This is a genomic window from Pseudomonas sp. LBUM1641 (assembly GCF_059716235.1).
In genome coordinates, this window is record NZ_CP166815.1 from 2,349,233 (window position 1) to 2,368,026 (window position 18,794).

The following is an 18,794-nucleotide window of genomic DNA, read 5'->3' on the forward strand; positions in this document are numbered from 1 at the left end:
ATCGGGCAGTGAGTTCACAGTAACCAGGCGACACAAACAGCCAACCAACAGGATGATGACAAGGTTGTAATGAAGGGCTTAAGGCTGGCGACCGGAAGCTTCGAGGATCAGGTCGGTGATTTCCTTGGCGTGGGAAACCAGCGACAAGTGGCTCGACGGCACCTCGATGGTGGTGGCGTTCATGCGTTTCGCGAGGAAGCGTTCCAGGTCCGGGTTGATGGTCTGGTCGTTGCTGGACACCGCATACCAGGACGGCTTGGTGTGCCAGGCGGCGTTGACGGTGCGACCGCTGAACAGGGTCTTGGCGATCGGTTGTTGTACGGCGTACAGCTCCATGGCCTTGGCGTGGGGCACGTCGGCGGCGAAGTACTTGAGGAAGGCGTCCTGGTTCAGGGTCAGGTAGCCGTCGTGCTCCACCACACCGGCACGTACGGGTGTGCTCGGGTACTCGGCGGACAGGGCGACGAAGTCTTCGTTTGCGTCCGGAGCGCGGGCGGCTACGTACACCAGGGAGCTGACCTTGGGGTTGACCCCGGCGTCGCTGACCACGGTGCCGGCGTAGGAATGGCCGACCAGCACGGTAGGACCGTCTTGTTGATCGAGTACGCGATTGGTGGCAGCGACGTCATCCGCCACCGAGGTCAGCGGGTTTTGCACGGCGGTTACATGCAAGCCGGCGGCCTGCAGGCGGGTGATCACTTCGGACCAACTGGAACCGTCAGCCCAGGAGCCGTGCACCAGTACCACGTTGTTGGCTTTCACCGGTGCAATCGGGCCGGCCATGGCGGTACCGGTGCCCAGCATCAACAGGCTGGCGGCGATCAGGCAGAGTTTGCTTACAGGTTTCATCGGGCGGGCTCGCTTCTTTATCAGTGGGAAGTTGGGTCACCCGCTGTGGGTGACTGACGACTTCACTGTATGAAGTGAGGGTGCTGGCAACACTGACAGCTTGATGACAAGTTTGTAATGCAATGGGCAGCCTGGAGCTGCCCTTGTTGGGCGAAGATTCATCAGACAGTACGGGCTGCCTGCAGGCGTTCAGCGCCACCTTCCGCCAGGCCGCGTTCGTGCAGGCGGTCGGCGCCGCCCTCGGCGAGCAGGTGGGATGGCTGGTCCTTGACCGCGGCGGCGTGGGTGTTGGCCGACGCCATGGATGACAGCCCGAGGCCCGCGACGACAGCCAGGCCGAATACCAGGGACGAAGCTTTCGAGAGTTTGAACATGATGAGTCTCCTACGAGTGAGCCAGCCGGATTAGCTGGTGGTCGTAGTTAATCCCCGGGGTGTATCCGCCATGTGTGCCCGGGCGTGGCGAAATGCGGGTTCGCGTATCCAGGCAGGCTTTCCATACAGTCCGATACAAACCACGGGAAGGTTTACAGCGTTTGGGGCGATCCGTAGATTGCATCGGGCAAGCGGTTCGTCAGCACCCAAGTCCGGGTGACGAAAACATGAGGAAGCCGAGCAGTGTCCACCCGTGATTCAGCTGTATTCGCCAACCGTTACCGCGCCTTCTTGTTCGATATGGATGGCACGCTCCTGAACTCCATTGCCGCTGCCGAACGGGTATGGGCGACCTGGGCTGAACGCCACGGGCTGGATGTCGCGGCCTTTCTGAAGACCATTCATGGCGCCCGGGCCATCGATACCATCACCCGCCAGGCATTGCCCGGGGTTGACGCGCAGGCGCAGGCGCAGTGGATCACCGAGGCTGAACTCGAGGATGTAGAAGGGGTGGTGGCGATTGCCGGCGCGGTGGAATTTCTCAACGCGCTGCCCGGCGATCAATGGGCGCTGGTCACGTCCGCACCCAAGGCACTGGCTCTGCGCCGCATGCAGGCGGCTGGAATTAACCCGCCGGCGGTGTTGGTCACCGCGGAGGATGTCGCCAGTGGCAAGCCGGATCCGGCCTGTTATGTGCTCGGTGCGCAACGCCTGGGGGTGCCGGTGCAGGACTGCCTGGTGTTTGAAGATGCCAGCGTCGGGATTCGTGCCGGCGAGGCAGCAGGGGCCGATGTGATGGTGGTGACCTCGACGCACCTTACGCCTATGGTCACGGAACACCCCTCGATTGCCGGGTACGAGCATTTGCAGGTTTTGCGGGACGAAGCCGGGATGTTGCACCTGCAGCGCCTGACGTAAAAAAGGCCGATCCGGTAACCGGATCGGCCTTCTTCATAAACGGACGGCTCTACAGACGGTCAGGACGAGGCTTTCCGGCGATCACTGCGATGGGTTCGCCGACACAGTTTTCGATGAATGGCTGCCTGAATGGGCTGGAGACAGAAGACAAACAAGTACGCGCCCAGAAACAGCGTCAGGTCCAGCCAGGTGTAAGCATTCTCGGAGATGCCTTCCATTTCGTATCGCACGGCATACTCCAACCCGAAAAAAACCACGGCGATCAGCCCGGCGATTACCCAGGACTTGGATAGGTAAGGCTGTTTAACAGGACGCCTCATCAACGTGCTCCTCGGCGCGCTGCAGACTGTAGGGGATTTGTCACGAGTTTCGGCTCTGGAATACTCAACAAGTTCCATTTGTATGCAAGCTGTTTCATGCGTAGAGGACAGCCAGCGGCTATTACTGTGAAGTGTTCCTGCCGTCCGTCACGCAAAGGGAGTACGCCTTATGTTCGTTCAGTGGTTACTTGCAGCCGTCCATTTACTGGCATTCGCTATGGCGTTGTCGGCCGTGCTCGCCCGGGGCAAGGCGTTGCGCTGCCTGGTGGAGAGTGAACCATCCACCGTGCGCCGCGTATTGATCACGGACAACATCTGGGGAGTTAGCGCCCTGGTGTTGTTGGTAACCGGTGGCCTGCGAGCCTTTGGCGGCTATGAAAAAGGTGGTGATTATTACCTGCACCAGCCGTTGTTTCACGTGAAGATGACGCTGCTGGTATTAATTTTGTTACTTGAGCTCACGCCGATGATCCGCTTTATCAAATGGCGCATCGCCTTGGCGCGCGGTACGCACCTCGATTTTCACCAGGCAGGTCTTTTTGCGCGCATCAGCCACCTGCAAGCGTTGCTGGTTGTGCTGATGATGATTGCGGCGAGTGGTATGGCACGCGGCGTCAGCTTGGGGTGACGCTGGCCTGGCGTTGGAATAGGGAATAGGACGCGCTGGACGCGGGAAGCCGCGAGCAGGCTAAAGGAGGTTTTCGCCAGCCGTTACAGTGAACGAAAAGGCTGGCTACTGGATGCGCTTCAAGGTGTCTGGTTTTTATCCGGAGCCGTCAGGCCCGCCTGGATACGTTGGTAGATCTCCTCGCGATGCACGGCAACGTCCTTTGGAGCATTGATGCCGATTCTTACTTGCTGGCCGCTAACGCCCAGGATGGTGATAGTAATGTCATCACCGATGTTTATGCTTTCACCGACTTTGCGGGTGAGTATCAGCATGGACTTCTCCTTGATTGCTTTGAAGGACACATGTTTCAGACAGGGCAGATGTCGGATGTGTGTAGCTTACTGCGAAGCGCTTCCCTGTGGCTGCCTCTTTTAGGACGCATAGAGGCGGCATTAATTCCCATGGCGCCATCATACAGGTCTGCGATACATGATTCGCATTGTTTAAGCCAACGTTTATGACGGCCAGAATAGACAGTGAATGATAAAGTCGCCTCTTTGATCCTCTAAGGAGCAGGGTAGTGCGTAAAGTAGCGATGGCAATTGCGGTGTTGGCATTGGCCGGTTGCGGTGAAGGTAAAAGTGTCGATGCGCCCAAGGCCAGGCCCGCCGTTGCCGAGGCGCCCGCCCAGGCCCAACCAGCGGTCGGTGCGATCGCCTCTCAAGAGTGGGATGTATGGGTGGGGCCGCCGGATCACAAGCTGCAAGCGATAACTGACCTGACCGCGTGGTTGCTGGAACACGGTTTCAGTTTCTATCTGACGAAGGAAGACGGTAAGGACCAGGTACTGCTGGGGCCTTTCAGCACCAAGGCCGAGGCCGAGGCCAAGCAGGTGCAGTTGACCGAGAAACTGGCCACTGCGAAGAAAAATGACACCGTGTCCGAGGTCATCGAACACAAGGTTGCGCAGTAAAGGACCGACAAGCGGGAGCCCATGGCGCTCCCGCTTTTTACGTTCAGCCGCAGGCTTTCAAGTTCACCGGGCCGACAAATTCATTGCCGCGCCCCATCACGCACGCCACGGTTTGATTGCGCTGGCGCTCCCAGGATTGTACCGGGTAGGTCTTGTTCCAGGCTTCGTAGAGCTGACGGTCCTGCTTCGACAGGCGCAGGCCATATTGTTTGCTCATATAAAAGTACGTACGGGCGATCATGCCGCGAATGGACGGGCGGGGCATGACCTTCTTGGCCTTGAAGTCCACCTGGGTGAGGCACGAGCCATATTGCCCGCGTTGTACCGGCAGCCAGCCAAAACTGAAATTATTTCGGTCGCCATTGACCTCGCCGATACTCGGCACCAAGTTGTGCAGGTCGGCTTCAGCGCGTTTGTACACCGCATCCTTGCGGGTGCAGTTCTTGCGTCCGCCGTCCTGCCAGCACTGGCGCTGATGGCCGATCTGCCAGGCCGGAACAATGTGCTCCCATTCAATACGCGCCGCCCGGTTGGCGTTCTTGCGCGGGACATAGCCGCAGGCTTTCAGGTCAACCCGGTTACCGTTGTATTTGCAGCCGCAATAGAACTCCGTGGATTGCGGTTCATACAGTTTCCAGGCGATTTTCTTGGCTTCGCTGAACGTCTTGGGGGCTTGGGCTTGAGCGGTGACAGCAAAAAATACAAACAACAGGCTGATAAAACGGACACTCATTGACTCAATCTTCCTTCGGTACAACCCAGAAAATCTGCACGCCACCGTCATCGCGATAAGCGAGGGTTACGTTGTCGTTTTCTGCGATCTCCTCCAGTAGTCGTGCCCACTCGTCTTCCGGTTCCTCCGGCAAACGGAAGATCAGCGCCGCTTTGTTCTTTTGGGCGTTGGTGGAATTGATGATTTTTTGCACACGAACGGCAAGGCGTTGATAGGCGTCAGGCGCTGCTGGTGCTGCGGAAGAGGGCTTTGCCACGGAGTATTCCTTATTAGGCTGTACGTGCATACAGTATTTAACTGTGGGCAATTTCGCAACTGCTTAAAATCCAAGAATTTCTTCTGACAATGGTTTTGCCGATTTGGTGTAGGAGGGCTTTGTTTTTCAAGGGTTTTTTGCGCGGGGGTAAAGCGGGGGGGATTGCACCCGCTCGCGGTGCGCCACGAGCGGGATGGCCCAACCGTTACCGGCCAGGCCTGGGATCGATCAATATTCCCAGAACATCCGTTGCAGTTCCTTGCTGTCCTGAGTCTTGGTCAGGGCGACCATGGCCAGGATGCGGGCTTTCTGCGGGTTCAGATCATGGGCAACGACCCAGTCGTATTTGTCGTCAGGCTGTTCGGCGTTACGCAGAACGAAACCGCCGGCATTTACGTGGGAAGAGCGAATGATCTGCACGCCTTGCTTGCGCAGCTCTTGCAGGGCCGGTACTACCTTGGAAGACACCGAACCATTGCCGGTACCGGCGTGGATGATGGCTTTGGCGCCGGCCTGGGCCAGGGCCTTGTAGGCAGTGTCGCTTACGTTGCCGTAGGAGTAGGCGATTTCGACATCCGGCAGACTTTTGATGGTCTTGATGTCGAATTCCGAGTTCATGGTGTGGCGCTTGGCCGGCAGGCGGAACCAATAGGATTTGCCTTCAACCACCATGCCCAGCGGGCCCCACGCGCTCTTGAACGCTTCAGTCTTGATGTTGATCATCTTGCTGACGTCGCGACCCGACTGGATCTCGTCGTTCATGGTCACCAGTACGCCTTTGCCGCGGGCGTCTTTGCTGCCGGCGACGGCTACGGCGTTGTACAGGTTGAGCATGCCGTCAGCGGACATGGCGGTACCCGGGCGCATCGAACCGACCACGACAATTGGCTTGTCGGTCTTTTCCACCAGGTTGAGGAAGTAGGCGGTCTCTTCCAGGGTGTCGGTGCCGTGGGTGATCACGATGCCATCGACGTCCTTGCTGTCGGCCAGCTCGGCGACGCGGCGACCCAGTTGCAGGAGGTTTTCGTTGGTGATGCTTTCGGAGGCAATTTGCAACACTTGCTCACCGCGAACATTGGCGATCTGACTAAGCTCAGGAACGCCGGCGATCAATTGTTCGATGCCAACTTTGGCGGCCTGGTAAGTCGCACTGTTGGCCGCGCTGGCGCCAGCGCCGGCGATGGTGCCGCCGGTGGCGAGAATCACCACGTTGGACAGTTTTTGCTGGGTTTCAGCTTCTTTTGCCTGAGCGGCAACAGGGAACAGCAGCAGGAGGGCTAACGCGCCCGGAACGAAGGTTTTCAAAGCAGATTTCATTATTCTTCTCTCTAGTTTTTGATGAGTGCTGATGCAGGTTCATCTAGAAACACCCGGGCGGTTCTGAACGCCGCGAGGTGCTGAGTAAGAGCAGGATTTGTACCAGCGGTATTTTGTTATTCATTAGAATTTAACTTATTGATTTATATCTATTTTTATTTGATTTTCAGGCGAGGGTTTTCGTTTCGCGTCCGGCTTTCCGAACAAAGCGCCGGGTTGCTGTTCGGTTGTCCGAAAAGGATGACGGGAAAAAGACGGAGTAATACGGGGCAGGCACACCGCAGCCTGTCGTTTTAGAGAACGATCAGGCGCTGCTGAGGTTTAAGCAGAACACTCAATGGTCGAGAGGGCAGGGCGTAGAGCGGATTCATCAAAAGGCTGTTTTCTTCCGTTGACAAATCCCGACAAGCTTCTCATAGTTTGACCTAACGCAAACGTTTGCGAGATGTTTCACGGGGTTCTCCCTGAGTGCCGTGAAAGCTCGTATCAGTCGCCCGGGTGGGATGGCTGCCGAAGCGTTCTTCGGTGCAAGCGTTGCTCACAATAATCATAAGATCGGAGTGAACCCATGAAGCTGCCATTCGCTGGACGTCTTCTTGCTGTCGCTGTGCTTGCTGCCGCATCCGCTGCCCTGCCTCTTTCCTCTGCATTTGCTGCCGAGACCGCCGCCAAACCCAAGGTCGGCCTGGTCATGAAATCCCTCGCCAACGAATTCTTCGTCACCATGCAGGACGGCGCCAAGTCCTACCAGAAAGAACACGCCGCCGATTTCGACATGATCACCAACGGGATCAAGAACGAAACCGATACCAGTGCCCAGATCGATATCGTCAACCAGATGATCCTCGCCAAAGTAAACGCCATCGTGATCGCGCCTGCGGACTCCAAGGCGTTGGTCACTGTGCTGAAGAAAGCCTCCGATGCAGGCATCAAGGTCGTCAACATCGACAACCGCCTTGATCCGGAAGTGCTGAAAAGCAAAAACCTCGATATCCCGTTTGTAGGCCCGGACAACCGCAAAGGGTCCAAGCTGGTGGGCGACTATCTGGCCAAGCAACTGGCTGCGGGTGACAAGGTCGGCATCATTGAAGGTGTGCCGACCACCACCAACGCCCAACAGCGTACCGCAGGCTACAAAGATGCGATGGACGCTGCCGGCATGAAGATCGTCTCCACCCAGTCGGGTAACTGGGAAATCGACCAGGGTCAGAAAGTCGCTTCCGCCATGCTGAGCGAATACCCGGACCTCAAGGCATTGTTGGCCGGCAACGACAACATGGCCCTGGGCGCTGTCTCTGCCGTACGTGCGGCAGGCAAGGCCGGTAAGGTTCTGGTCGTGGGCTACGACAACATCGAAGCCATTAAACCCATGCTGCAGGACGGCCGCGTATTGGCGACCGCCGACCAGGCGGCTGCCCAGCAAGCGGTGTTCGGTATCCAGAACGCGCTCAAGCTGGTCAAGGGTGAAAAAGTCGATGCCAAAGACGGCGTAATCGAAACCCCGGTCGAACTCGTCCTCAAGAAGTAATTCCCGGCAGCACCAAACAGCGTCCGCTCACTCGAGCGGACGCCTGGAGACGTTCCTATGTCATCTTCCGCACCGAACGCTGTCCTATCGGTCAGCGGTATCGGCAAGACCTATGCCCAACCGGTTCTGTCCGACATCACCCTGACGCTCAATCGTGGGGAAGTGTTGGCGCTTACCGGTGAGAATGGCGCGGGGAAAAGCACCCTGTCGAAAATCATCGGCGGGCTCGTCACGCCGACCGACGGCCAGATGCAGTTCAATGGCCAGGCCTACACGCCGGGCAGCCGTACCCAAGCTGAAGAGCAGGGCATCCGCATGGTCATGCAGGAGCTCAACCTGCTGCCGACCCTGACGGTCGCCGAAAACCTTTTCCTTGATAACTTGCCAAGCCACGGTGGCTGGATCAGCCGCAAGCAACTGCGCAAGGCCGCGATTGAAGCCATGGCCCAGGTTGGCCTGGACGCTATCGACCCCGACACCCTGGTCGGCAGCCTTGGCATCGGCCACCAACAGATGGTCGAGATCGCCCGCAACCTGATCGGTGATTGCCACGTATTGATCCTCGACGAACCCACGGCGATGTTGACCGCCCGTGAAGTCGAGATGCTGTTTGAACAAATCACCCGCCTGCAAGCCCGCGGCGTGGCGATTATCTATATTTCTCACCGGCTCGAAGAGCTCGCCCGTGTCGCCCAGCGCATTGCGGTACTGCGTGACGGCAAGCTGGTGTGTGTCGAGCCGATGGCCAACTACAACAGTGAGCAACTGGTCACGCTGATGGTGGGCCGCGAACTGGGCGAGAAAATCGACCTGGGCCCGCGCACCATCGGCGCGCCGCTGTTGACGGTAAAAGGCCTGACCCGCTCGGACAAGGTCCGCGACGTGTCCTTTGAAGTGCGTGCCGGCGAAATCTACGGCATCTCCGGCCTGATCGGTGCTGGCCGTACAGAGTTGCTGCGCCTGATCTTCGGTGCCGATATCGCCGACAGCGGCACGGTGGCCCTGGGCACCCCCGCGCAAGTCGTCAGCATTCGTTCGCCCGTCGATGCGGTCGGTCATGGCATCGCCCTGATCACCGAGGACCGTAAGGGCGAAGGCCTGCTGCTGACTCAATCCATCGGCGCCAATATTGCCTTGGGCAACATGCCGAAGGTCTCCAGCGCTGGCCTGGTGAATAGTCGTGACGAAACCGCCTTGGCCAAGCGCCAGGTCGACGCCATGCGCATCCGCAGTTCCAGCCCGGCGCAATTGGTGTCGGAGCTGTCGGGCGGTAACCAGCAGAAGGTGGTGATTGGTCGCTGGCTGGAGCGCGATTGCGAAGTGATGTTGTTCGATGAGCCGACCCGGGGCATCGACGTTGGCGCCAAATTCGATATTTATGCGTTGCTCGGCGACCTGACCCGCCAGGGCAAGGCGCTGGTGGTGGTGTCCAGCGACCTGCGTGAGTTGATGCTGATCTGCGACCGCATCGGCGTGCTCTCCGCCGGGCGCCTGATCGAGACTTTCGAGCGCGACAGCTGGACCCAGGACGAATTGCTTGCGGCCGCATTTGCCGGCTATCAGAAACGTGATGCGCTGCTCAACGACGCAGCGCCTAGGAATACCCCATGAAAACCACTTCTTCCCCCGCAAAACATGGCGGCAACTTCTACGGCCTGGGCACTTACCTGGGCCTGGCCGGTGCTTTGCTGGCGATGATCGCGTTGTTCTCGTTCCTGAGCGATCACTTCCTCTCGTACGACACCTTCAGCACCCTGGCCAACCAGATTCCCGACCTGATGGTGTTGGCGGTCGGCATGACCTTCGTACTGATCATCGGCGGCATCGACCTTTCCGTAGGCTCGGTGCTGGCTCTTGCTGCATCGGCTGTCAGCGTGGCAATTCTCGGCTGGGGCTGGAGTGTGTTGCCGGCAGCCATATTGGGCATGGGCTGCGCCGCGTTGGCCGGGACCATTACCGGTTCCATCACCGTGGCCTGGCGCATCCCGTCGTTCATCGTGTCCCTCGGCGTGCTGGAAATGGCCCGCGGCGTGGCGTACCAGATGACCGGCTCGCGCACCGCCTATATCGGTGATTCGTTTGCCTGGTTGTCCAACCCGGTGGCCTTCGGGATTTCGCCTTCGTTCATCATCGCGTTGCTGGTGATCATCGCCGCGCAGCTTGTGCTGACGCGTACCGTGTTCGGTCGCTACCTGATCGGAATCGGCACCAACGAAGAGGCCGTGCGCCTGGCCGGTATCAATCCAAAGCCCTACAAGATCCTGGTGTTCAGCCTGATGGGCCTGCTGGCCGGCGTGGCGGCACTGTTCCAGATTTCGCGCCTGGAAGCGGCAGATCCAAACGCCGGTTCCGGCCTGGAGCTGCAAGTGATTGCTGCCGTGGTAATTGGCGGCACCAGCCTGATGGGCGGGCGTGGCTCGGTGATCAGTACCTTCTTCGGCGTGCTGATTATCTCGGTACTCGCGGCAGGGTTGGCGCAGATTGGCGCCACCGAACCGACCAAACGTATCATTACCGGTGCCGTGATCGTGATCGCGGTGGTGCTGGATACTTACCGCAGCCAGCGCGCCAGTCGGCGAGCCTGAGCCATGGCAACGATCAAGGATGTGGCGGCGCTTGCGGGAATTTCCTACACCACGGTGTCCCATGTGGTGAACAAGACGCGCCCGGTCAGCGAGCCGGTACGGATCAAGGTCGAAGCGGCTATCAAGCAGCTCGACTACGTGCCCAGCGCGGTCGCGCGATCGCTGAAGGCCAAGACCACCGCGACCATCGGCCTGTTGGTGCCCAACAGCCTCAACCCCTATTTTGCGGAACTGGCGCGGGGCATCGAGGATTACTGCGAGCGGAATGGCTATTGCGTGATCCTCTGCAACTCCGACGATAATGCCGAGAAGCAGCGTAGCTATTTAAGGGTGCTGCTTGAAAAACGCATCGACGGTTTGATCGTGACCTCTGTGGGCGGCGATGACAGCGGCCTGGCAACGGGCCTGAAAGCGGTGCGTACGCCGATGGTCATCGTCGACCGCGCGCTGGACGGGATCGATGTGGACTTGGTGCGCATTGACCACGAACAGGGCGCTTACCTGGCGACCCGGCACTTGCTGGATTTGGGGCACCGCGACATTGCCTGCATTGGTGGCCCGAGCCATACCCGCGTGGCGCAGATGCGTATGGCGGGCTATTACCGCGCCCTGGCCGAGGCCGGGCTTGAAGTACCGGCCGGCCGCGTGCTGGAGAGTGATTTCACCAGTACCGGCGGGTATGCGGCGGCGGCGCAATTGCTGGTGGATAATCCCCCCAGCGCGATTTTTGCCGGCAACGACATGATCGGCTTCGGCGTATTGCGCGCGGCGGCCGAGCGTAATATCCGCGTGCCCGGCGAGCTGTCGGTGATCGGGTTCGATGATATTCAAATGAGCCAGTACGTGTACCCGGCGCTGACCACGGTGGGCCAGTCGATCCTGCAACTGGGAGAGATGGCCGCCGAGCTTTTACTGCGACGAATTGCGACACCCCAATTGCCGATCGATCAACGCATCGTCACGCCGAGTATTGTCCTGCGCGAGTCGACGGCGCCGTTGACCGGCGTATTTGCCCAATACCGCTGAACCGAATTGATGAGTACTGATGTATGCCAGCAAAAGTAGTGGTAATAGGCAGCCTGAACATGGACCTGGTCACCCGGGCCAGCCGGCTGCCCCGCGCCGGTGAAACCCTGATCGGCCAATCGTTTTCCACCGTTCCCGGCGGCAAGGGCGCAAACCAGGCGGTCGCTTCGGCGCGTCTTGGGGCCGAAGTCGCCATGGTCGGCTGCGTGGGCAGCGATGCCTATGGCGCGCAATTGCGCGACGCACTGTTGGTGGAAGGTATCGATTGCCAGGCCGTGAGCACCGTCGACGGTTCCAGCGGTGTGGCGCTGATCGTGGTGGATGACAGCAGCCAGAATGCGATTGTCATCGTCGCCGGCAGCAATGGCGAATTGACCCCCGCCAAATTACAGACCTTTGACAGCGTGCTGCAGGCTGCCGACGTGATTGTCTGCCAGCTTGAGACGCCGATGGACACTGTTGGCCATGCCCTCAAACGCGGTCGCGAACTGGGCAAGACGGTGATCCTCAATCCGGCGCCGGCCAGCGGTCCGCTGCCTGAGGATTGGTACGCCGCCATCGATTACCTGATTCCCAACGAAAGCGAAGCCTCGGCCTTGAGTGGCGTAGTGGTGGATTCACTGGACAGCGCCAAGGTCGCCGCCACGCACCTGATCAAGGCCGGTGCCGGCAAAGTCATCATTACCCTCGGCTCCGAGGGCGCATTGTTTGCCGATGGCCAAGGCTTTGAGCACTTGGTGGCGCCCAAGGTCAAGGCGTTCGATACGACCGCTGCCGGTGACACCTTCGTCGGTGGTTTTGCGGCGGCACTGGCTAACGGTAAAAGCGAGTCTGAGGCCATTCGTTTTGGCCAGGCGGCTGCTGCGCTGTCGGTCACCCGTGCCGGTGCGCAACCGTCCATTCCTACATTGCATGACGTCCAAGGTTTAGTGTCCTCATGAAAAAGACTCCCTTGCTTAATATTGCGCTGTCGCGGGTGATCGCATCTCTTGGTCACGGCGACATTCTGGTGATCGGTGATGCCGGCCTGCCGGTGCCGCCTGGCGTTGAACTGATCGACCTGGCGCTGACCAAAGGCATCCCGGATTTCGTCAGCACCTTGCGCATTGTTCTTAGTGAAATGCAGGTGGAAAGCCACGTGCTGGCGGAAGAAATCCTGCTCAAGCAACCGCCGGCCCTGGCTGATCTCAATACCCTGACCGAACAGGCCGCCCTCGGCGAGCGACGCCTGCTCAGCCATGAAGAGTTCAAGCAGCTCAGCCGCAAGGCGAGGGCGGTGGTGCGCACCGGTGAGTGCCAACCTTACTGCAATATCGCGCTGGTCTCCGGCGTAACGTTCTAGAATTCCCAACGACAAGGAGTGCGTCATGCAACGTGGTACCCAAACCCTGCGACACCTTTTCCGGAGTGTGCTGCTTTTGTCCTTCCTAACTGCTGCAAGCGCCCACGCGGCGGAAAAAATCGACCTGATCATCGATACCGACCCCGGTGCGGACGATGTGGTGGCCTTGCTGTTCGCCATGGCTTCGCCCGATGAGCTGAACATCCGCGCGCTGACCACCGTTGCCGGTAACGTGCGCCTGGACAAGACCTCCCGCAATGCGCGCCTGGCTCGCGAGTGGGCAGGGCGCGAGGAAATCCCGGTATACGCCGGTGCACCAAAACCGATGCTGCGCACGCCGATCTACGCCGAAAACATCCACGGCAAGGAAGGCATCTCCGGCGTCACCGTGCATGAGCCGAAGAAAGGCCTGGCCGAAGGCAATGCCGTTGATTACCTGATCAAGACCCTGAGCACCGCCAAGCCACACAGCATCACCATCGCCATGCTCGGCCCGCAGACCAACCTGGCGCTGGCATTGACCCAGGCGCCGGAGATCACTCAAGGCATCAAGGAAGTGGTAGTGATGGGTGGCGCGCACTTCAACGGCGGCAATATCACGCCGGTGGCTGAGTTCAACCTGTTCGCGGATCCGATCGCGGCCGAGATCGTGCTCAAAAGCGGCGTCAAGCTGACTTACCTGCCATTGGACGTGACCCACAAGGTCCTGACCAGTGAAGCACGCCTGAAGCAAATCGCTGCGTTGAACAACAACGCGAGCAAGGTGGTGGGCGATATTCTCAATGAATACGTCAAAGGCGATATGGAGCACTACGGCATCCCGGGTGGCCCGGTGCATGACGCTACTGTCATTGCCTACCTGCTCAAGCCTTCGCTGTTCAGCGGCCGTGAAGTCAATGTGGTGGTGGACAGCCGTGAAGGCCCGACCTTCGGCCAAACCATCGTCGATTGGTACGACGGCCTGAAACAACCGAAGAACGCGTTCTGGGTTGAAAACGGCGATGCCCAAGGCTTCTTCGATCTGCTGACCGAGCGTCTTGGTCGCCTGAAGTAAGCGGTTTACCGGTCGGCGTTCGTCGGCCGGGTCTTATTCGCGCTCGGGGTCTGGTGCCCCCATATGATCGGCCGGGTATTTTTCGAATACCTGGCCGATAAATGCCTGCGCGGCCTGAGTTCCCAGCTCCTTGACCAGCAGGTCGATACCGATGATTGCCAACTCCTCCGGGCTGCCCGGGCTATAGGAGCTTTGCCCTTGGGGCCACTTGGCTTTGATGTCGGCGTGGATCGTAACGATGGTCATGGGTGTCTCGCGAGGCTGGAAGGCGGTTGGTGCTGTCTTGCGAGTGGAGTTAACCATTTTGCGCAGCGTTTGGCACTGCTACTTAGGCATGAGGGGAGGGCTGTGCGACACTGTCCGCCTGTTTAATTGCCAGGGCAAACCGCGTGCAGATCGATTTGAACAACCCCGAAAACCTGACGCTGGAGGCTGTGAAACAGTTGCTGGCCTCCGCCAGTGACAACGTTCACACCCAATTGCGCGTCACCAAAGCCGGCATTGCCTACATCTCTTCGGGCGTGGTGGGCGGTGTTGATATCGACGGCCTGCTGTTTCGTCTCGAAACCTGGGCGGCGGGTTCCGGTTATGTCGGCAACGTCGCAGCCAGCGACGAGGTGTGGGTGATGCAGATTTTCAATGCGCTCAAGCAGAACTGGCCGACGCCGCCGTTTGATTACATCGACATCTACTGAGCGCGTTCATATCTGGTGACGATTGATTCGCTGGCGCCCAGCGCCGACTCAGGCAGACTGGCCAACGGCCAATTGTGACAATTCTGAAACCAATCGGCCAAACCGCGGTCGCACGGTCTCTGCCCATTTTTTCTTAAAGGAGGCTTCATGCCTTGGAAGCTCGCATCATTCGGTACTTTGTTGGCTGCGCTTGTCTTGACGGGTTGCAGCACCCCGGGTACCTCTGAGCCAGCCAAAGACACTGCCGTGACCGATGCTGGTCATAGCCGCTGTGAGGCGAAGGCTGCCGAGTTCGCAATCGGCCAGAAGGCTTCGCCACAACTGCTGGAACAGGCCCGTAGCCGCGCCGGTGCGCAGAACGCACGCATTCTCAAGCCAGACGACATGGTCACCCTGGAATACCGTTCCGATCGCCTGAACCTCAATACCGATGACAACCTGGTGATCAATCGCGTCAATTGCGGCTGATTGCTTCAGCGCTTTTCTCCAGGCCATAAAAAACCCCGTCACATGGACGGGGTTTTTTTAGTTCGGCGCGGAATTACTCTGCGCGAACCTGTGCAGCTTGCATACCCTTTTGGCCTTTCTCAGCCACGAAGGAAACGGTTTGGCCTTCTTTCAGGCTTTTGAAACCGTCGCTTTCGATAGCTTTGAAGTGTACGAACAGGTCGTCACCGCCACCTTGAGGAGTGATGAAGCCGAAGCCTTTTTCATCGTTGAACCATTTAACGGTGCCGGTTTGGCGATTAGACATGGTGTATCTCCAAGAAACATATATTTTCAGTAGTGCTGTGCTGCTCAGGCCAACTGGGCACACCGAGCTATCATAGTCGAAATGTTCGACTTGGGAGCCCCCCCAAGGCATTGTTTGCTAATCAATCGCGTTGTGTTTCATGCCTTGGTTGGCTGAAAGCCCCGATCTACGGGGCTTTTAAGCGAAATATCAGCTGGTAAAAAAAGCCGTAAAAGCTGCGTAATTTGTGAGAAATGGCAGTTTTCAGGGCGATTTTTGGTCCTTTAGCCGGTCTGGCGGGGTGTGAAAATTACTTTTTCTTCACGACTTTGCAGGACGAAATTGCCGCGACAGCTTTGTTCTTCAGCTCGGGGCTCGCGTTCTGGTTGGTCATGAGCTCTTTGATCTCGGCACTGCTCAATTCGGCATTGATCTTGTCCGCGCCACATTCACAATGGTCTTTGGCGGTTTTGGCATCAACGCTTTGCTGAGCGGCTGAACTGCAATCCTTGATGAAGCTGTCCCGTGCACCGGCGGGCCAGTTCGACGGGGCTGCGGCGTGCGCACCCAAGGACATGAGGGTCAGGGATGCGGCAAGGGCGAAAGTCGAGGTAAAACGCATAATGAAATGCTCCTGGAGTCATGGACGAACGGTGATTCTCGGTGTGTTTGAGGCCCGCCGTACAGTTCAAGTTCACTTTTGCCCCTAAATGCCGGGAATTTGCGTTTCGTTAAGCGGCGTCGGCACCATGACCGTTCATCTGTGCTAGCATCTTTCGCTTGGCTATTTTCCGGCGCGCCTTATGCCGCCCCGCCAAGCTCTTTTTTGTTTAACTCCAGTCACTCTGGTTCGATTACCGGTTGGCCGAAAGGCTCCTGCCGCTGTAAGGCAGGCGTTCATTATTGAACGGCCTGGTGTTGGATCTTGTACTGGCTCATCCCAACCCACGTGACCTTTGGTAGGGGTCACCACTAGGAGAGGAGGCGCCATGCCAACTATTACTCTTCCCGACGGCAGTCAACGTTCATTCGATCATTCGGTTTCCGTAGCCGAGGTCGCCGCATCCATTGGTGCCGGCTTGGCCAAGGCCACCGTGGCCGGCAAGGTCGACGGCAAGCTGGTTGACGCCAGCGACCTGATCACCGGCGATGCCAGCCTGCAAATCATCACGCCCAAGGATCAAGAGGGGCTGGAAATCATTCGCCACTCTTGTGCGCACCTGATTGGCCATGCGGTCAAGCAGCTGTACCCAACCGCGAAGATGGTCATCGGCCCGGTCATCGACGAAGGCTTCTATTACGACATCGCCTACGAGCGTCCTTTCACTCCGGACGACCTGGCGGCCATCGAGCAGCGCATGCACGCGCTGATCGAAAAAGATTACGACGTCATCAAGAAAGTCACTCCGCGTGCCGAAGTGATCGACGTGTTCACTGCCCGCGGCGAAGACTACAAGCTGCGCCTGGTGGAAGACATGCCGGACGAGCAGGCCATGGGCCTGTATTACCACGAAGAATACGTCGACATGTGCCGTGGCCCGCACGTGCCGAACACGCGCTTCCTCAAGTCGTTCAAGCTGACCAAGCTGTCCGGTGCCTACTGGCGCGGCGACGCGAAGAATGAACAACTGCAGCGGATCTACGGCACTGCCTGGGCTGACAAGAAGCAGTTGGCGGCCTACATCCAGCGCATCGAAGAAGCCGAAAAACGCGACCATCGCAAGATCGGCAAGCGCCTGAACCTGTTCCACCTCCAGGAAGAAGCGCCGGGCATGGTGTTCTGGCACCCGAACGGCTGGACCCTTTACCAAGTGCTTGAGCAGTACATGCGCAAGGTTCAGCGCGACAACGGCTACCTTGAGATCAAGACACCGCAAGTCGTTGACCGCAGCCTGTGGGAGAAATCCGGGCACTGGGCCAACTACGCCGACAACATGTTCACCACCCAGTCGGAAAACCGCGACTACGCCATCAAGCCGATGAACTGCCCGTGCCACGTACAGGTGTTCAACCAAGGCCTGAAGAGCTACCGCGAGTTGCCGTTGCGCCTGGCCGAGTTCGGTGCCTGCCACCGTAACGAGCCATCGGGTGCACTGCACGGCATCATGCGTGTGCGTGGCTTCACTCAGGACGATGCCCACATCTTCTGCACTGAAGAGCAGATGCAGGCCGAATCCGCTGCGTTCATCAAGCTGACCATGGACGTTTATCGCGATTTCGGTTTCACCGAAGTCGAGATGAAGCTGTCCACTCGTCCGGAAAAACGCGTCGGTTCCGACGAACTGTGGGATCGCGCCGAAGCTGCACTGGCCGCCGCCCTTGATAGTGCGGGCCTCGCGTACGACCTGCAGCCAGGCGAGGGCGCGTTCTACGGTCCGAAGATCGAGTTCTCGCTGAAAGATTGCCTTGGTCGCGTCTGGCAGTGTGGTACCCTGCAGCTCGATTTTAACCTGCCGATCCGTTTGGGAGCCGAATACGTCTCCGAAGATAACAGCCGTAAACACCCGGTTATGCTGCACCGGGCGATCCTCGGTTCGTTCGAACGGTTCGTCGGGATCCTGATCGAGCACTACGAGGGTGCATTCCCTGCGTGGCTGGCTCCGACTCAGGCAGTGATCATGAATATCACTGATAAACAGGCAGATTTTGCCGCTGAAGTTGAAAAAACTCTCAATGAAAGCGGATTTCGTGCCAAGTCCGACTTGAGAAATGAAAAGATCGGCTTTAAAATCCGCGAGCATACTTTGCTCAAGGTTCCCTATCTTTTGGTTATCGGAGATCGGGAAGTCGAGATGCAGACTGTCGCTGTGCGTACTCGTGAAGGTGCTGACCTGGGCTCGATGCCCGTCGCCCAGTTCGCTGAGTTCCTCGCGCAAGCGGTTTCCCGGCGTGGTCGCCCAGATTCGGAGTAATTATTATTAAGCGTGAAATGAGACAAGATAAACGAGCTGCACCGAAAGCCCCGATCAACGAGAATATCTCGGCACGCGAGGTTCGGTTAATTGGCGCTGACGGCGAGCAGATTGGCATCGTCTCGATTGATGAAGCGCTTCGTATTGCTGAAGAGTCCAAATTGGACCTGGTGGAAATCTCCGCCGACGCAATCCCACCCGTTTGCCGGGTGATGGACTACGGCAAATCGATCTTCGAGAAGAAGAAGCAGGTTGCCGCAGCGAAGAAGAACCAGAAGCAGATTCAAGTAAAAGAAATCAAGTTTCGTCCAGGGACGGAGGAAGGGGATTACCAGGTAAAACTGCGCAACCTGGTACGTTTCCTGAGTGATGGGGACAGGGCCAAGGTATCCTTGCGATTCCGCGGCCGTGAGATGGCCCACCAGGAGCTGGGGATGGAACTCCTCAAGCGGGTTGAAGGCGACCTGCTCGAGTACGGTTCGGTCGAACAGCATCCTAAGATGGAAGGACGCCAGCTTATTATGGTCATCGCCCCGAAAAAGAAGAAGTAATCAATAGGGCACGGCAGG

The 18,794-nt window shown here is 58.3% G+C and carries 24 protein-coding genes; 14 read left to right on the plus strand and 10 right to left on the minus strand.

Features of this window, described 5'->3' with window-relative positions; all coding sequences use genetic code 11:
• Positions 1-78: 78 nt before the first annotated feature.
• Both ACA046_RS10835 and ACA046_RS10840 read right to left on the minus strand, forming a co-directional pair.
• Positions 79-849 (minus strand): alpha/beta fold hydrolase, encoded by a 771-nt coding sequence (locus ACA046_RS10835; RefSeq protein WP_497676452.1) that lies wholly within the window; start codon positions 847-849, stop codon positions 79-81.
• A gap of 161 nt (positions 850-1,010) precedes the next feature.
• Complete coding sequence (locus tag ACA046_RS10840; RefSeq protein WP_459027608.1) at positions 1,011-1,223, minus strand: phage infection protein; 213 nt, start codon at positions 1,221-1,223, stop codon at positions 1,011-1,013.
• 243 nt (positions 1,224-1,466) lie between these two features.
• On the opposite strand from ACA046_RS10840, the gene ACA046_RS10845 reads away from it, so the two are divergent.
• Positions 1,467-2,141: an HAD family hydrolase gene (locus ACA046_RS10845; RefSeq protein ID WP_459027610.1), complete on the plus strand. Its 675-nt coding sequence runs from the start codon at positions 1,467-1,469 to the stop codon at positions 2,139-2,141.
• 59 nt (positions 2,142-2,200) lie between these two features.
• Here ACA046_RS10845 and ACA046_RS10850 read toward each other — a convergent pair whose 3' ends face one another.
• Positions 2,201-2,461 carry a hypothetical protein gene (locus ACA046_RS10850; RefSeq protein WP_076014619.1) on the minus strand — a complete coding sequence of 87 codons (261 nt, stop codon included), beginning with the start codon at positions 2,459-2,461 and terminating at the stop codon, positions 2,201-2,203.
• A 169-nt stretch (positions 2,462-2,630) separates the two neighbouring features.
• Here ACA046_RS10850 and ACA046_RS10855 point away from each other — a divergent pair, with 169 nt between their 5' ends.
• Positions 2,631-3,089, plus strand: coding sequence for a DUF2214 family protein (locus ACA046_RS10855; RefSeq protein WP_459027612.1), 459 nt, complete (start codon positions 2,631-2,633; stop codon positions 3,087-3,089).
• A gap of 119 nt (positions 3,090-3,208) precedes the next feature.
• Here the strand turns inward: ACA046_RS10855 and csrA are convergent, their stop codons facing one another.
• Positions 3,209-3,403 carry a carbon storage regulator CsrA gene (csrA, locus tag ACA046_RS10860; protein WP_003192511.1) on the minus strand — a complete coding sequence of 65 codons (195 nt, stop codon included), beginning with the start codon at positions 3,401-3,403 and terminating at the stop codon, positions 3,209-3,211.
• A 263-nt stretch (positions 3,404-3,666) separates the two neighbouring features.
• Here csrA and ACA046_RS10865 point away from each other — a divergent pair, with 263 nt between their 5' ends.
• The gene (locus ACA046_RS10865) at positions 3,667-4,044 is read left to right on the plus strand and encodes an SPOR domain-containing protein (RefSeq protein ID WP_497677065.1); all 378 of its coding nucleotides are present in this window, start codon (positions 3,667-3,669) and stop codon (positions 4,042-4,044) included.
• A 43-nt stretch (positions 4,045-4,087) separates the two neighbouring features.
• On the opposite strand, the gene ACA046_RS10870 is transcribed toward ACA046_RS10865, so the two are convergent.
• From ACA046_RS10870 to ACA046_RS10880, 3 genes are all read right to left on the minus strand, one after another.
• Positions 4,088-4,777 (minus strand): endonuclease, encoded by a 690-nt coding sequence (locus tag ACA046_RS10870; RefSeq protein ID WP_497676453.1) that lies wholly within the window; start codon positions 4,775-4,777, stop codon positions 4,088-4,090.
• A gap of 4 nt (positions 4,778-4,781) precedes the next feature.
• Entirely contained in the window at positions 4,782-5,033 is a 252-nt protein-coding gene (locus tag ACA046_RS10875; RefSeq protein ID WP_008438695.1) for a DUF1654 domain-containing protein, read from the minus strand.
• A 228-nt stretch (positions 5,034-5,261) separates the two neighbouring features.
• Positions 5,262-6,350, minus strand: a complete 1,089-nt coding sequence (locus tag ACA046_RS10880; RefSeq protein ID WP_076014615.1) for an asparaginase — start codon at positions 6,348-6,350, stop codon at positions 5,262-5,264.
• Between the two features lie 568 nt (positions 6,351-6,918).
• On the opposite strand from ACA046_RS10880, the gene ACA046_RS10885 reads away from it, so the two are divergent.
• Genes ACA046_RS10885 through ACA046_RS10915 form a run of 7 tightly spaced genes read left to right on the plus strand, consistent with a single transcriptional unit; the run spans position 6,919 to position 13,885 of the window.
• A complete protein-coding gene (locus ACA046_RS10885; RefSeq protein ID WP_459027616.1) occupies positions 6,919-7,878 on the plus strand; it encodes a sugar ABC transporter substrate-binding protein in 960 nt (319 codons plus the stop codon).
• 57 nt (positions 7,879-7,935) lie between these two features.
• Positions 7,936-9,489, plus strand: a complete 1,554-nt coding sequence (locus tag ACA046_RS10890; protein WP_076014613.1) for a sugar ABC transporter ATP-binding protein — start codon at positions 7,936-7,938, stop codon at positions 9,487-9,489.
• Positions 9,486-10,463, plus strand: coding sequence for an ABC transporter permease (locus ACA046_RS10895; protein ID WP_017478838.1), 978 nt, complete (start codon positions 9,486-9,488; stop codon positions 10,461-10,463). The genes ACA046_RS10890 and ACA046_RS10895 overlap by 4 nt, the downstream gene beginning before the upstream one ends.
• Before the next feature lie 3 nt (positions 10,464-10,466).
• Positions 10,467-11,489: a LacI family DNA-binding transcriptional regulator gene (locus tag ACA046_RS10900; RefSeq protein ID WP_459027618.1), complete on the plus strand. Its 1,023-nt coding sequence runs from the start codon at positions 10,467-10,469 to the stop codon at positions 11,487-11,489.
• 23 nt (positions 11,490-11,512) lie between these two features.
• Entirely contained in the window at positions 11,513-12,430 is a 918-nt protein-coding gene (gene rbsK, locus ACA046_RS10905; RefSeq protein ID WP_497676454.1) for a ribokinase, read from the plus strand.
• Entirely contained in the window at positions 12,427-12,831 is a 405-nt protein-coding gene (gene rbsD / locus ACA046_RS10910; protein ID WP_017478841.1) for a D-ribose pyranase, read from the plus strand. Before rbsK ends, rbsD begins: the two co-directional genes overlap by 4 nt.
• A gap of 25 nt (positions 12,832-12,856) precedes the next feature.
• Positions 12,857-13,885 carry a nucleoside hydrolase gene (locus tag ACA046_RS10915; RefSeq protein ID WP_076014609.1) on the plus strand — a complete coding sequence of 343 codons (1,029 nt, stop codon included), beginning with the start codon at positions 12,857-12,859 and terminating at the stop codon, positions 13,883-13,885.
• A gap of 33 nt (positions 13,886-13,918) precedes the next feature.
• On the opposite strand, the gene ACA046_RS10920 is transcribed toward ACA046_RS10915, so the two are convergent.
• On the minus strand, positions 13,919-14,131 hold the full coding sequence (locus ACA046_RS10920; RefSeq protein WP_076014608.1) for a hypothetical protein: 213 nt from the start codon (positions 14,129-14,131) through the stop codon (positions 13,919-13,921).
• A 143-nt stretch (positions 14,132-14,274) separates the two neighbouring features.
• Between ACA046_RS10920 and ACA046_RS10925 the strand changes: the two genes are divergently transcribed.
• Together ACA046_RS10925 and ACA046_RS10930 are read left to right on the plus strand one after the other, a co-directional pair.
• The gene (locus tag ACA046_RS10925; protein ID WP_318301584.1) at positions 14,275-14,580 is read left to right on the plus strand and encodes a hypothetical protein; all 306 of its coding nucleotides are present in this window, start codon (positions 14,275-14,277) and stop codon (positions 14,578-14,580) included.
• Between the two features lie 147 nt (positions 14,581-14,727).
• Positions 14,728-15,048, plus strand: a complete 321-nt coding sequence (locus tag ACA046_RS10930) for an I78 family peptidase inhibitor (RefSeq protein WP_017478844.1) — start codon at positions 14,728-14,730, stop codon at positions 15,046-15,048.
• Between the two features lie 73 nt (positions 15,049-15,121).
• Here ACA046_RS10930 and ACA046_RS10935 read toward each other — a convergent pair whose 3' ends face one another.
• Together ACA046_RS10935 and ACA046_RS10940 are read right to left on the minus strand one after the other, a co-directional pair.
• On the minus strand, positions 15,122-15,334 hold the full coding sequence (locus tag ACA046_RS10935; RefSeq protein ID WP_007905882.1) for a cold-shock protein: 213 nt from the start codon (positions 15,332-15,334) through the stop codon (positions 15,122-15,124).
• A gap of 289 nt (positions 15,335-15,623) precedes the next feature.
• Positions 15,624-15,938, minus strand: coding sequence for a hypothetical protein (locus ACA046_RS10940; protein WP_083676663.1), 315 nt, complete (start codon positions 15,936-15,938; stop codon positions 15,624-15,626).
• Between the two features lie 364 nt (positions 15,939-16,302).
• Here ACA046_RS10940 and thrS point away from each other — a divergent pair, with 364 nt between their 5' ends.
• The gene (thrS, locus tag ACA046_RS10945; RefSeq protein WP_318301583.1) at positions 16,303-18,225 is read left to right on the plus strand and encodes a threonine--tRNA ligase; all 1,923 of its coding nucleotides are present in this window, start codon (positions 16,303-16,305) and stop codon (positions 18,223-18,225) included.
• Positions 18,225-18,776 (plus strand): translation initiation factor IF-3, encoded by a 552-nt coding sequence (gene infC / locus ACA046_RS10950; RefSeq protein ID WP_172979313.1) that lies wholly within the window; start codon positions 18,225-18,227, stop codon positions 18,774-18,776. Before thrS ends, infC begins: the two co-directional genes overlap by 1 nt.
• Positions 18,777-18,794: the final 18 nt, after the last annotated feature.